We start from the raw sequence: 12695 nt of genomic DNA, 5'->3' as shown, positions 1-12695 counted from the left end.
GTCATTATGGTAGCTTGGATTTAATTGTTTCAAAATGGAGAGAGGATGAAAAGTGTTTAAGGTTGATACAGTTGAAATAGATGGGTTTTGGGGGCGCTCAACTGCCAAAGCAAAGTTCAGCGGTGATGTAAACATTATTATCGGCCGCAACGGCACCGGCAAAACAACTTTCATGAACATTTTACACTCTATTTTGACTGTTGATGTTAGCGGGCTCTCTGATAATGAATTCGAGACAGCTAAAATCGTTTTACTCGATAAGAAAAAGAGGAAAACAATTTCGGTTAAAAAGGATGCCTTAAAGAATGAATATGGCACATCTACAATCACTTACCAGATTTCTAATCAAAAAGGTAAGACAGTCAGGTTAAGTGCAGACGATGACCGCAGAATGACCTTTAGAGCACGCCGGCGGTTGTATGAAGAAACAGAGGTCATAAAGTCAGAGCTTCAGTCACTTATAGCAATTTCCTCTTTATCGGTATATCGCCTGCGAAACGATGACGAATACGAAGTACGAGACCGGCATGGGTCAAGAGTGGTTGCCCCAGTAGATTACAGGTTGGAGCAAGCGCTCAGAGCACTATCTCATTATCAATTGGAGCTAGCTGAAAAAGCACAACAAGTTTCAAAAAAGCTGCAACGTAATGTTTTAGCATCTGTACTCTATAGCGAAGAGGATATGAATGAGCAAGGTTGGTTCATTGACTACAACAGAGAGGAAGAACAAGCAAAACTTTTATCCGCATATTCTCAGCTTAATGCAGTAGATACTGAAATTCGAAAGAAAATAAGGTTTCATGTAGATGCAATTGATAAGTCCGTTAATAGCATACGCTCAGAAGAGCAAAATAAGCGTTCAGCGATCGATATTAAGCCGTTGGAGGCTTTAAGAAAAACAAAGAAAATAATCGAACTTTCTCTAGCGGCAAAAGACGATAACCGTCAGATATATGAGCCAATCGAGCTATTTCTCTCTATACTCTCTCAATTCATTTTTGATAAGAAATTTGATTTTTCTTCTGGCCGCTTAATTATTGAAAATGAGCACGGAGTGATAGATCACAAAAAAATGTCATCAGGCGAAAAGCAACTGATTATTCTTTTGATTGAGGCTTTACTTCAGCGTCAAAATACACATGTTTTTTTAACTGATGAACCAGAGCTTTCCCTGCACATTGATTGGCAAAGAAAAATAATTCCAGCTGTGCGTGACATAAACCCTAATGCTCAAGTGTTAGTGGCAACGCACTCACCTGAAGTAGCATCCAATTTTCCAGACTCGATTTTAGACATGGAGGATATCATCCTTGGCTGAACTAGAGCACTCAAATAACGCAAAAAATATACTTAAAAAGTTTTACCGGGTTGATAAAATTGTCTTCGTTGAGGGTTCCGACGATATCCCTTTCTGGGAGATAGTTTTTAATAAGTTTTACCCTTCTGAAGTTAAGATCGAACCAGTTGGTGGTAAGCCTAAGCTAAAAAATTATATCGAGCAGGTAATGCAAGATGAAGCTAATTTTTTTGTAGCGATGGACCTAGATTATGATGGTCTTTTTGAACATGAAATCGAGCATCAGGCAATTTTTACAACGGCCGGTTACTCAATCGAGAATTCTCTAGTTACAGCTGAGTCACTTAGTAAAATAATAAAAAACCTATGTCGACTATCTGCCGCCCAAGAACCAAAAATACTGACTGCGGAATGGATTGCTAATTCAAGTCAATCACTCAAACCACTTTTAGTTTTGGATATTATCAACCAGGCTCAGGAGCTAGGAAAGAAAGTTACACCCGATAACGCTGATCGCTTTTTTCAAACAACGACTTGTGCTTCATTATGTAGTGACAAAATTAAACAGCATTATGAGCAACTAAATTTGGATATACCTGAAGATACCATAGAGTACTGGGAGGCTAAGGTTGAAAACTCTGACTTATCAGTCTTTGACCTCACTCGCGGGCATTTTATATTCTCGGCAGCCATGCGTTACGTTAGGTTCTCATCAAAACAGTTTGGCAAGAGATTAACTATTTCTGGCGACGCCCTGTATTCAAATTTAATCCAAGCTTTTGAGCTAGTTTTTAATACCAACCACCCTCATTTTAAGGTTTATGAGGATAGTTTTAAGCTATTACCTGAAGTTCCTGAATAGAAAAATTTAATGCTCAATTTAATAAACTGGTAGAAGCAAAGTTATTACTAAATGCTTGACAACTCAGTGATAAATAAATCGTCAAAACGTTGTCAATAATTACGGTACGAAATATCACCACTGGAGTTGGCTGTGTTAGTTACCAGCATATGAGTAACTCTAATTTATGGCCCCTTACTCTCAAAGCCAGATTCGAAAACAAAATCCCCCCACCACTCCATCATCTCAACTCTTTCATCCCAATATTCCGCTTTATGCGAATACGCGCCCTTCACTTTATTCTGTTCAACGTGTGCTAATTGACGCTCAATAGCGTCAGAGCGAAACTTCTGGTCACTCTCATGCAGCGTTGACGATGCCATAGTTCTAAAGCCATGTGGTACAGCCTTTTCCTTTAAACGGCCATCGGGGTAATGAGCATTGTCCTGGTACTTAAGGTAGGTTTTGGCGACTCTGCCGTCTTTAGTGTCTTTCGCCTTAGGAAAGTAGCCCATTTTGAACATTGCCTGGCGCATTGTATTGTCTGACATCGGCTCATCGGGTTTGGTTTCAGACGGGAATAGCAACTCATAGTGGCCGGTAATGCGTTTAATACGTTTAATGACATCAAGGGCTTGGGCTGATAACGGCACGTCATGTGCTCGCTTCATCTTCATACGCTCTGCAGGAATCGACCAAACCTTGCTATCTAGGTCAAATTCCTCCCAACGAGCGCCTCTAAGCTCCCCAGAACGCACAAACGTCAGAATCAGTAATTCAATAGCCAGAGCCGTCAATTCCCTGCCCGTCTGCGTATAGTTAGCTAGATCCTGCATGAAAAATGGCAGGTTCTTGATATCCAGAGCTTCACGGTGGACAACCGGTTTGGAAATTACCTTGACGGGTCTAAGCAGACGAATGTCGACATCGTCTTCCAGTGAGTATTGATCGACAACGTATTCAAATAGGCGCTGTGTATCGTCCGCTATGCGTTTGGCGGTTTCATGGTGACCCTTCGCCTCAACATTCTCAATTAAACGTCTGATATCCTCTTTACGGACGTCAGTGATCAACTTATCACCTAACTTTTTAAGGATGCCATTTTCAAGACGCTTCCATACCCTCGCCTTATGATCTTCAGACCAAACTCGGGCCGTTGCTTGGGATTGATACTCAAGCCATTTAGCAGCATAAAATCGTAAACTATTATCATTCGTATTGGTTGACTTTGTATCACCAGGATCAACACCATCAGCCAACATGGCCTTGGCTTTGATAGTCGCATCTTTTGCTTGCTTGAGAGTTACATTGGGGAATACACCAAGCGCCAGCGTTTTCTGCTTCTTATTGAAGCGATATTTCAAACGCCAATATTTACCGCCCTGCTTCCTTACAAGAAGCCTTAAGCCCGTGCCACCGGCTACCCGATACCATTCATCACGTTCAGAGGGTTCAAGGTGTTCGACATGCTTATGCGTTGATATGACTAGCTTGTCATCAGACATGGTGCTACATCCGTATAACCGAATTGAGATAGCACCAAAAGTAGCACCACTTAGTATCGATTTGCAACGATTTAATGTAGAAAGAAGGAATCAGGATTTGCCTTGAAAGCCAGTAAAATCAATGGCTCGCGGCATGTAATAGACTTTTAAATAATCGGAATTGGTGCCCGGGGCCGGACTTGAACCGGCACGAAGTTACCTTCGAGGGATTTTAAATCCCTTGTGTCTACCAATTCCACCACCCGGGCACTACATAGAAGTGTTCTCGAATAATGGAGGCGGGTCCCGGAGTCGAACCGAGATCCACGGATTTGCAATCCGCTGCATAGCCATTCTGCCAACCCGCCAGAATTTGGAGCGGGAAACGAGATTCGAACTCGCGACCCCAACCTTGGCAAGGTTGTGCTCTACCAGCTGAGCTATTCCCGCACCGTCATCTGCCGTGGCATTCTACTGTTTAATCATTTTCAGTCAATGACTTTTTATCAATTTAGTGACTGTTTGCGCAAATTTGCGGCAAAGATGTTATTTTCTGGTCAATTCGCCCTTGGCTCCGCGTAAATATTCCCACATTGACCAAACCGTTAATACAAAGGATGCGTAGAATAAAAACATCGATAACCAATAAATATAAATATTAGCGTTCCAGAGCAATCCAATTAAGGCAATCATTTGTGCCACCGTCTTCCACTTTCCTAAATTGGAAACCGCGACTTTTGCTCTATTGCCACTTTGTGCCATCCACTCCCGCAGGGCGCTCACAATAAGCTCTCGGCAAATCATTGTTAAAGCAGGAATAGTAATAAAGGCGGAGTTGTAATCTTCGACAATCACCACCAGAGCAGCAACAACCATCGCTTTATCTGCTACCGGATCAAGAAACTCACCAAACTTAGTGAATTGATTAAAGCGCCGGGCGATATAGCCATCTAACGCATCGGTAATTGCAGCTAACCAAAAAATAAATGCAGCCCAAAAGCGCGCATCTTCCATTGGCAAATAGAAAACCACCAGAAACACCGGTATCAGTACTATCCGAAAGCTGGTCAAAATATTAGGGATATTCCACTTCATTATCCGCTCATTCCTTATTGTTTTTACTCATCACGAAATGAGTAATAAATTTTTTCCGCCAATGCTCGGCTAATACCAGGTACGCTGGCAAGTTTCTCAATACTAGCGTTTTTTACCTCTTGTAATCCACCTAGATTTTTCAAGATTGTTTGTCTGCGCTTTGCCCCTACCCCTTCAATTCGTTCTAAGGTTGAGGTTTTCTTAACTTTCGCTCTTTTCTGTCTGTGTCCCGTTATAGCAAAACGATGCGATTCATCACGTATGTGTTGAATCAAATGTAGCGCGCTGGCGTCTTTACTTAACGGAATAGTCTCGTGACTACCGGCCATAATTAAAGTTTCCAGTCCGGGTTTACGCGACTCTCCCTTCGCAACACCAATTAAAACCGGCGCCTCTTTGCCCCAGTCACTAAAGTAATTCTCTGCCTGGGCCAACTGTCCCTTACCGCCGTCAATAAACAATATATCGGGTATGTTGCCTTGTTCTTTGGCGTTATCATAACGCTTAGCCAGAGCTTTTGACATTGCTGCGTAATCATCTCCCGGAGTAATGCCGGTAATATTATAGCGACGGTAGTCAGACTTTTTAGGTCCGTTTTGATCAAACACCACGCAAGAGGCTACCGTTTGTTGCCCCATAGTATGGCTAATATCAAAACATTCCATGCGCTGTATGGGCACGCCGAAATCCAACACTTGTTGTAATGCCTGAGTGCGACGGTTCATTGTACTTTGTTGATTTAACCGGCTTTCCAGCGCATTAACGGCATTTTTCTGAGCCAGCGACTGATACTGACGTTTATCCCCTCTCACTTTGCTTTGCAGTTTGACGGGTTGTGACAACGCATCACTCATCACTTCGGCTAATACGTTGTCCGGCTGAATATCGACGGGAAGAACCACTTCCTTTGGAATTTTGCGTCCAGCCGTATCCGACAAATAAAACTGCAACAAAAAGGCTCTGAGCACTTCATCGTCAGGCGTATCGGTTGGCACCTTAGGGAAATAGCTACGACTGCCCTGTAAGTGGTTATCTCGGATAAAAAGCATCTGTACTGTGGTCATTCCATTACCACGCGCTAAACCAATAACGTCCAGTTCCTGCTGGCTACCGGTCACGGAGTTACGCTCCTGCGTTTTTCTTAATGCGGCAATCTGATCACGAAACCTTGCAGCCCTTTCAAAATCCAGGTTTTCACTCGCCTGCTCCATCTTGCTCATAAGCTCGTCAATAACCTGCTGGTTTTTCCCTTGCAGGAATTGCCGCGCCAGAGCCACTTGCTCACTGTATTCCTCATCAGTGCAGACATTAACGCAAGGCGCAAGGCAGCGTTTCAGCTGATGCTGCAGGCAAGGCCTGGTACGTGCCCGATAATAGGTATCGTCACATTGGCGAATCGGAAACAGCTTTTGTAGCAGGTTTAAGCTTTCACGCACTGCTGAGCCATTTGGAAAAGGCCCGAAGTATTCGCCCTTGGTGCGACGGGCTCCGCGGTGAAAGCCCAGCCTGGGATGTTGGTGCGCTGTCAGAATAATGTACGGGTAAGACTTATCGTCCCGCAGTAACACGTTGTAACGTGGGCGATACTTTTTAATAAAGGAGTTTTCGAGTATTAAAGCTTCAGCTTCGGTGTTGGTTACGGTGACATCCATAGAAGCAATTTGCTTAACCATGACCTGAGTCTTTACACGATCAACTTTATCGCGAAAATAGCTGGATACGCGTTTTTTTAAGTCTTTTGCTTTACCAACATAAATTACGTCACCCGACTCATCGTACATGCGGTATACACCGGGTTGATGAGTCAAGTGACGAAGAAAGCTGTCGCTGTCAAAATGTTTCTGTGTATTACCTTCCGTCATCTACCTTCAAACTGAATTAGGTCGACAAGACCGTGCTGAATTGCAAGATGGGACAATTGTACATCACCATCGATACCGAGTTTAGAGAAAATACGATAACGGAAAGTATTAATTGTTTTACTACTGATACACAGATGCCGGGCTATTTCTCTGACACGAATACCACGACTGAGCATTTGCGCAACTTGCAACTCGCGCTCACTGAGCATATCAACCATGCTTTTCTGTCTTTGAGAACGTGGGTTTTGCGCCAAGTATGCCGCTACCGGCGCCGCGACATAAACATTGCCCTGTTTTAATGACCGAATTGCCTGAACTAAATCGGAGCTGTCACATGAGTCAAGCAAGTAGCCATCGACAACACTGATACCACACTGAAAATCCAGTATATCCTGCTGGTTTCTTCCCCACACAATGAGCTTTAAGTCGCAATGACGCCTTTTTAGACGCCGCCAGTGCTCAACTGTAGCGGCCCCGCCCAGTTGGCTGCAAAGTACCACCACAGCATCTTCATATTCATAACACGTGCGACGCAAGTCAGCTATTCCCGTAACAGTCAGCACCTTGTCGCTAAAGTGCTGCTGTAAAACAGAGGCCATACCGGCACTTATAATTGGATTGGGGATTGCTAATATAATACGGTTCATAGGTTACATTCCTTATTTGTATACCTTGTTGGTCATCCTTATTAGTTTAAATCCGTACCGCCCTGCCCGAATTCGCGTCGCATATTCTGAGCTTTTAACGACGATAACAAGTTGCTTTTACAGAATTTTACAAAAGCTCGGGAAAAGCCAATTTTAAGGTGTCGCAATAGCTATTGAAGACAAGTCAAAGGTGGAATTTTTGAATAGAGATTACAAGCGGGCCTGATCCAGCATATCCCACAAATAGCAAGCCAGGTAGCTTCTGTAGGGTTGAGCCCTTTCCGGAATAATTAAAATATCCTGATCTTTTAAAAGACTCATAGCTTTACGAAGCGAGCTGTCCTGAATTGGGAAAAGATCCTGATGGGCAAAGTGAAACATCGCTAAAATAGAGGCAGTCCACGGACCAACCCCCTTAAGCCGGGTGACATCGGCAATTAACTCTTTCGACCCCATGCCAGACCACGACTCTACCCTATCCGGTTCTTTTTGCTGACATTGCGCAACACTACTAATAGCGGCAGCTTTGGTGCGACTAACGCCGCAACTCATAAGTTCTTCGACCGGAAGATAAGCGATACCTCCGGCACCAAGTGATTTAGCCTTTTGCTCAGCTCTTTCAATGATGGTCGCCGACGCTTTCAATGACAGCATTTGACGGATAATGATTCGGGGTAATGCCTCAATTACCGGCATATGTGAAGGAGCCAGCAACTCTCGTGACGGTAACTGTAACAACAGCAAATCGATACCCGGTTGAGTATCGATAAGGTGCTGTCGGATTATTTCAGGTGTAGTTTCCATAAACCTATTATGCGAACACAGTGAAGCTCTGTCGACTAATAGCTAACAATTTCCCTTCTTCACTCCATAAGCCTGCTCTGCTGTGGCCATAGCCATGTTCCGCATGCTCAATAAAAGCTTCGTACTGAAACCAGTCGTTGGTGTTAAATTCGTCCAGGGGGAGATCCGGAAATTCGATAGTCCAGGTAAGTGACGAAGCCGGTGCGGGGCTATTAAGGTGAGGGAGTACCGCAGGTGGCCAGGCATCAACTAACGCCAAAACTGCTGCAGTGGTCAGTTCTTGCTGCTCTTTACGAAAGCGTATCCAGCCACCAAAGGTTCGACCCGGCTGCCCACTAAATGGCATACCACCGGAAGTAATACGGTAATCAAAGTTTTTTGCAAATTCAGGAACAATATCGGCTTCAGGTAAGCCAGGACCGTCATTAATTGTTTTTAAGTCAGGCGGTGTTTCACCGCTAACCGATACAGAGGATGAGCGCCCTTTACCTAAGCTGGCTAATCCAGCTAACATGACTTCGTCATTTTGTGTTATTTCAACCGACACCTGCAACACAGAAGATCCCTGTCTTAATACCCGATAACTTAACGTTGCATCCCCTGGTGTCGCCGGCGCGACAAAAGAAATAGCTAAACTACGCAAATGGTAATCTCCCGGGAACTGTCGCAATAGAAACTGTGCAGCCAAAGCCGCACTAAAACCACCAAAAAATGCCCTACCCTGTGCCCAGCCTTCCGGTAGCTTAATGGTTTGATTGTTTTTATCGTTTTCTATTAACGCTAAAGTCTCGTGAAACAGCATGACGCTTCCCTGTTAAACAGTTGTTTGAATTAGCTATTAAGAATACCAATTATCACCATGATGACAAAGGATGTTATTAACAAAACCAAATAAACCGCGTTACTAGCATAAAGGTTTTATAAACATATCAGCGAAGGAGGAATTGCCGAATGGCTCTGGAGGTGCGTAAAAAGCAAAAAAGCCCAACTCAAGGAGCTGGGCTTTTTTGCTAAATTTGGCGGAGAGGGAGGGATTCGAACCCCCGGTGGGAATGAACCCACGCCTGATTTCAAGTCAGGTGCATTCAACCGAGCTCTGCCACCTCTCCGTATTGTTCGTTCTCTTCAACTGCGTCGTTGAGAACGAAGCGAATATTAAAGACCTAAATTACGCTTGTAAAGGAAAAATTTGAACAAAGTGTCCGTTTGGGCGTTTATTAGACAAACTGAACGTTTTTCGCTAGAAATTACCCTTTAATTTCCTACCCAAGGCCCCCATTAATGCTGTAGTATTTAGGAAACTTTTTAAATAAAAAACCGTCTTAACAGACAGTAAGTTCAACACGGAGAAATCTATGAACAATCGCAGTCAGACTTATGTCGGTCAGAACGAATCGACGCTGGCCGTTAATAAGGTATTACGTAACACCTACACGTTGTTGGCAATGACACTGGCTTTCAGTGCTGTTGTTGCAACTATCAGCACTATGATGAACTTACCTTATCCGGGCCTCATCATTACTTTAGTTGCCTACTTTGGTTTGCTTTTTGGTATTCACAAGACCAAAGATAGCGGCATGGGTATTGTATTAACCTTCGCTCTAACTGGCTTTTTAGGTTATACCCTCGGTCCTATCCTCAATATGGCACTATCAATGCCTGGAGGCGGCGAAATGGTTGCTACTGCCCTCGGCGGCACAGCCCTGACGTTCTTTGCAACTTCAGCCTACGTCTTAACCACTAAAAAGGACATGTCTAAATTAGGTGGCCTGGTTACTGCCGGTATTATCATGGTCTTCGTCGCAATGTTAGCGAACCTGTTCTTCCAGTTGCCAGCTCTGCAATTAGCTATTTCTGCGATAATGATTCCACTAATGGCAATGTTGATTATGTGGCAGACCAGCGACATCATTAACGGTGGCGAGCGTAACTACATCCTCGCAACAGTGACTTTGTATGTCTCAATTTATAACTTATTCCTTAGCATGCTACAGCTGCTAATGGCGTTTGGCGGCGATGAATAAAGCGACTGCCTACAGGGTTATAATAAACGCCCCGCCATGCGGGGCGTTTTTGTTTAAAGTGACTATTTATGGCCAAAATAACGCTCATAGTTCAAAACAGCCCTGAAGAGAGCCTCAAGTCTCAGGAAGCTTTATCCTTTGCTCTGGCTGCAATTAACAGCGGCCATGAGATTGCTTGTGTCTTTTTCTACCGAGAAGCTGTAAAACATGCCCTACTGCCAACACCAGATGAAAATAGGGCTTTAATAAATCAATGGGAAACAATAAGCCGTCATCATGATATCCCCTTAGTGGTGTGTCACACGGTAGCAGAGCGTAAAGGAATTGAAGAGTTCCACCCAAGCTTTCAAGCCTCAGGTTTGACCGCTCTGGCAACAGCTATCGCCAACAGTGACCGGACTTTACAATTTTAACCATTATGAAGAAAATCGCTATTTTACAATGCAGTTCAGACACTAACGCAGCAACCGAAGCATTAGATGTCGCTTTATCGCTGGCAAGCTTTGATCACCCTGTTCAACTTATACTGTCAGGCGAAGCAGTTAACTGCTTACTCAATAGCCCTTCAAAGCGTTACGGCATGCTGGAGCTACTCGATGCAGAACCTATCGCTATAAGCTCAGAGTCTACAATTAACATAGACGCTCTGCCGGATTCGTTAGACACAGTAATTATTTCTGCAAATGAACTAAAGCAGCACCTGGATCAATTTGACGAGGTTCTACAGTTCTCATGACATCTACCCTGCACTGGTTAAGAAATACGGCACTAACTCAATGGTTAGCACAGTACAGTCATTTACTCGGCAATAGGGACGCTCTGCTTATTTCCGGGGAACAACTGGGTCAGTTACCTGATAAACAGCCTGTAAAGCAGTCAATATATGCCAGAAAAAATGACGCTGAGTGTTTAGGAAATACCTTACCAACTTATGTCATGTTAAAATCTGACGAAGAATGGGTTGAACTGGTTCTCAGTTTTCAGCAGCAAATTACCTGGTAGTCCGCATGATTGAATTTAACGGTAAAACATACGAAACCGACAAGCACGAGTATTTAGCCAATATTGATGACTGGAATGAAAAGCTGGCCCTGCATATTGCGGAGCTTGAAAGCATTGATATGACACCGGCACACTGGGAAGTTGTCAATTTTGTACAAGACTTTTACCGAGAATTCGATACCAGTCCTGCTATGCGTGTTTTGGTTAAAGCCATGAAAAAGCAGTTGGGAGAAGATAAAGGCAACAGTCGTTACCTTTACAAATTGTTCCCGAAAGGCCCGGCTAAGCAGGCCACACGAATTGCGGGCCTGCCGAAACCAGCTAAATGCATTTAGGGTTAACCTTAGCCCTTAATAACTTCAAGGCCACCCATATAAGGCCGCAGGGCTTCAGGCACAACTATTGAGCCGTCTTCCTGTTGGTAGTTCTCCAGTACAGCGACTAACGCCCGGCCTACTGCCAGTCCAGAGCCATTTAGTGTGTGCATAAGCTCTGGTTTTTTCGCACCCTTGCGGCGAAAACGAGCCTGCATACGACGTGCCTGAAAGTCCTGCATATTTGAGCAAGAGCTGATTTCACGGTACGCCTGTTGCGCTGGTAACCATACTTCTAAATCGTAAGTTTTAGCGGCACCAAAGCCCATGTCACCTGTGCAAAGCATTACCTTACGGTAAGGCAGCTCAAGCTTTTGCAACACGGTTTCAGCGTGGCCAGTCAGTTGCTCTAAAGCGTCCATTGATTCTTCAGGTTTCACTAGCCAGACAAGCTCGACTTTATCAAACTGATGCTGACGAATAAGGCCTCGGGTGTCACGACCATGAGAACCAGCCTCGCTGCGGAAACACGGTGTATGCGCCGTAAATTTAAGCGGTAATTCTTCTTCATCGGCTATTTCGTCACGGTATAGGTTCGTTAACGGTACTTCGGCCGTTGGAATCAATGACATTGGTATTTGGTCTTGTGACTCGCCTTCAATGTGGAATAAGTCTTTACCAAATTTAGGCAACTGCCCTGTTCCCAGCAAAGAATCCTGATTCACCATATAAGGCACGTAGGTTTCCAGATAACCGTGCTCTTGTGTGTGTAAATCCAGCATGAACTGAGTCAGCGCACGATGCAGACGAGCAATACCACCACGCATAACAACGAAGCGCGCCCCGGTTAATTTCGCGGCGGCTTCAAAGTCCATACCTTTGGCTAACGCTTCGCCAAGATCAACGTGATCTTTTACTTCAAAGTCGAACGACTTAGGTTCACCCCAGGTTAATACTTCCTGGTTTTCACTCTCATCTTTACCTTGTGGTACTTCTTCTGCCGGTAAGTTCGGCACACCCATAATAATGTCGTTAAGCTCTTCCTGAATCGCTTTAAGTTCTTCTTTCGCGCTATCCAGCTGGTCACCTAAATCACTCACCGCATCGAGTAACGGCTGTATATCTTCACCCGCTGCTTTCGCTTTACCAATCGCTTTGGAGCGACTGTTACGTTCAGCCTGAAGTTGTTCAGTACGTACCTGTACCTCTTTACGTTGTTCTTCAAGCTTGCTGAGTTTAGCAACGTCTAAGTCGAAGCCTCTTTTAGCAAGTGCTTTTGCGGTATTGTCTAATTCCTCACGGAAGTATTTAGCGTCTAGCATGAG

14 protein-coding genes and 4 tRNA genes are annotated in these 12695 nt (G+C 44.3%); 7 read left to right on the top strand and 11 right to left on the bottom strand.

Annotated features, from left to right (window positions below):
* Positions 1 to 52: 52 nt before the first annotated feature.
* Positions 53 to 1318, top strand: coding sequence for an AAA family ATPase (locus ACP7FG_RS01425; RefSeq protein WP_439225295.1), 1266 nt, complete (start codon positions 53 to 55; stop codon positions 1316 to 1318).
* The gene (locus ACP7FG_RS01420) at positions 1311 to 2159 is read left to right on the top strand and encodes a DUF4435 domain-containing protein (protein ID WP_439225294.1); all 849 of its coding nucleotides are present in this window, start codon (positions 1311 to 1313) and stop codon (positions 2157 to 2159) included. Before ACP7FG_RS01425 ends, ACP7FG_RS01420 begins: the two co-directional genes overlap by 8 nt.
* A gap of 164 nt (positions 2160 to 2323) precedes the next feature.
* On the opposite strand, the gene ACP7FG_RS01415 is transcribed toward ACP7FG_RS01420, so the two are convergent.
* The 10 genes from ACP7FG_RS01415 to ACP7FG_RS01370 form a co-directional block, all read right to left on the bottom strand.
* Positions 2324 to 3643 (bottom strand): tyrosine-type recombinase/integrase, encoded by a 1320-nt coding sequence (locus ACP7FG_RS01415; protein ID WP_439225293.1) that lies wholly within the window; start codon positions 3641 to 3643, stop codon positions 2324 to 2326.
* A gap of 161 nt (positions 3644 to 3804) precedes the next feature.
* Positions 3805 to 3891: transfer RNA gene (locus ACP7FG_RS01410), tRNA-Leu, on the bottom strand.
* A gap of 25 nt (positions 3892 to 3916) precedes the next feature.
* Positions 3917 to 3990, bottom strand: a tRNA-Cys gene (locus tag ACP7FG_RS01405).
* 6 nt (positions 3991 to 3996) lie between these two features.
* Positions 3997 to 4072: transfer RNA gene (locus ACP7FG_RS01400), tRNA-Gly, on the bottom strand.
* A gap of 96 nt (positions 4073 to 4168) precedes the next feature.
* Complete coding sequence (gene pgsA, locus ACP7FG_RS01395; RefSeq protein WP_222235372.1) at positions 4169 to 4717, bottom strand: CDP-diacylglycerol--glycerol-3-phosphate 3-phosphatidyltransferase; 549 nt, start codon at positions 4715 to 4717, stop codon at positions 4169 to 4171.
* 23 nt (positions 4718 to 4740) lie between these two features.
* Positions 4741 to 6579: an excinuclease ABC subunit UvrC gene (gene uvrC / locus ACP7FG_RS01390; protein ID WP_439225292.1), complete on the bottom strand. Its 1839-nt coding sequence runs from the start codon at positions 6577 to 6579 to the stop codon at positions 4741 to 4743.
* Positions 6576 to 7226 (bottom strand): LuxR C-terminal-related transcriptional regulator, encoded by a 651-nt coding sequence (locus ACP7FG_RS01385; protein ID WP_199494552.1) that lies wholly within the window; start codon positions 7224 to 7226, stop codon positions 6576 to 6578. The genes uvrC and ACP7FG_RS01385 overlap by 4 nt, the downstream gene beginning before the upstream one ends.
* A gap of 210 nt (positions 7227 to 7436) precedes the next feature.
* Positions 7437 to 8030: a DNA-3-methyladenine glycosylase family protein gene (locus ACP7FG_RS01380; RefSeq protein ID WP_439225291.1), complete on the bottom strand. Its 594-nt coding sequence runs from the start codon at positions 8028 to 8030 to the stop codon at positions 7437 to 7439.
* A 7-nt stretch (positions 8031 to 8037) separates the two neighbouring features.
* Complete coding sequence (locus ACP7FG_RS01375; RefSeq protein ID WP_439225290.1) at positions 8038 to 8832, bottom strand: thioesterase family protein; 795 nt, start codon at positions 8830 to 8832, stop codon at positions 8038 to 8040.
* 215 nt (positions 8833 to 9047) lie between these two features.
* Positions 9048 to 9139, bottom strand: a tRNA-Ser gene (locus ACP7FG_RS01370).
* A 246-nt stretch (positions 9140 to 9385) separates the two neighbouring features.
* Here ACP7FG_RS01370 and ACP7FG_RS01365 point away from each other — a divergent pair.
* The 5 genes from ACP7FG_RS01365 to ACP7FG_RS01345 all read left to right on the top strand — a co-directional run bounded on the left by ACP7FG_RS01365 (position 9386) and on the right by ACP7FG_RS01345 (position 11391).
* Complete coding sequence (locus tag ACP7FG_RS01365) at positions 9386 to 10054, top strand: Bax inhibitor-1/YccA family protein (RefSeq protein WP_439225289.1); 669 nt, start codon at positions 9386 to 9388, stop codon at positions 10052 to 10054.
* Positions 10055 to 10122: 68 nt separating this feature from the next.
* Positions 10123 to 10467 carry a sulfurtransferase complex subunit TusD gene (gene tusD, locus ACP7FG_RS01360; RefSeq protein WP_439225288.1) on the top strand — a complete coding sequence of 115 codons (345 nt, stop codon included), beginning with the start codon at positions 10123 to 10125 and terminating at the stop codon, positions 10465 to 10467.
* A 5-nt stretch (positions 10468 to 10472) separates the two neighbouring features.
* Positions 10473 to 10790, top strand: coding sequence for a DsrE family protein (locus tag ACP7FG_RS01355; RefSeq protein ID WP_439225287.1), 318 nt, complete (start codon positions 10473 to 10475; stop codon positions 10788 to 10790).
* Positions 10787 to 11056, top strand: a complete 270-nt coding sequence (locus tag ACP7FG_RS01350; protein WP_054487852.1) for a hypothetical protein — start codon at positions 10787 to 10789, stop codon at positions 11054 to 11056. Before ACP7FG_RS01355 ends, ACP7FG_RS01350 begins: the two co-directional genes overlap by 4 nt.
* A 5-nt stretch (positions 11057 to 11061) precedes the next feature.
* The gene (locus tag ACP7FG_RS01345) at positions 11062 to 11391 is read left to right on the top strand and encodes a TusE/DsrC/DsvC family sulfur relay protein (RefSeq protein WP_224797388.1); all 330 of its coding nucleotides are present in this window, start codon (positions 11062 to 11064) and stop codon (positions 11389 to 11391) included.
* A gap of 8 nt (positions 11392 to 11399) precedes the next feature.
* Here ACP7FG_RS01345 and serS read toward each other — a convergent pair whose 3' ends face one another.
* Positions 11400 to 12692 (bottom strand): serine--tRNA ligase, encoded by a 1293-nt coding sequence (serS, locus tag ACP7FG_RS01340; protein ID WP_439225286.1) that lies wholly within the window; start codon positions 12690 to 12692, stop codon positions 11400 to 11402.
* Positions 12693 to 12695 lie beyond the last annotated feature (3 nt).

Source organism: Idiomarina sp. ST10R2A5, from assembly GCF_051842325.1.
In the GTDB taxonomy this organism is placed as follows: domain Bacteria; phylum Pseudomonadota; class Gammaproteobacteria; order Enterobacterales; family Alteromonadaceae; genus Idiomarina; species Idiomarina abyssalis.
Note: the sequence above shows the minus strand (reverse complement) of the source record. Positions and strands in the feature narration are given on the sequence as shown.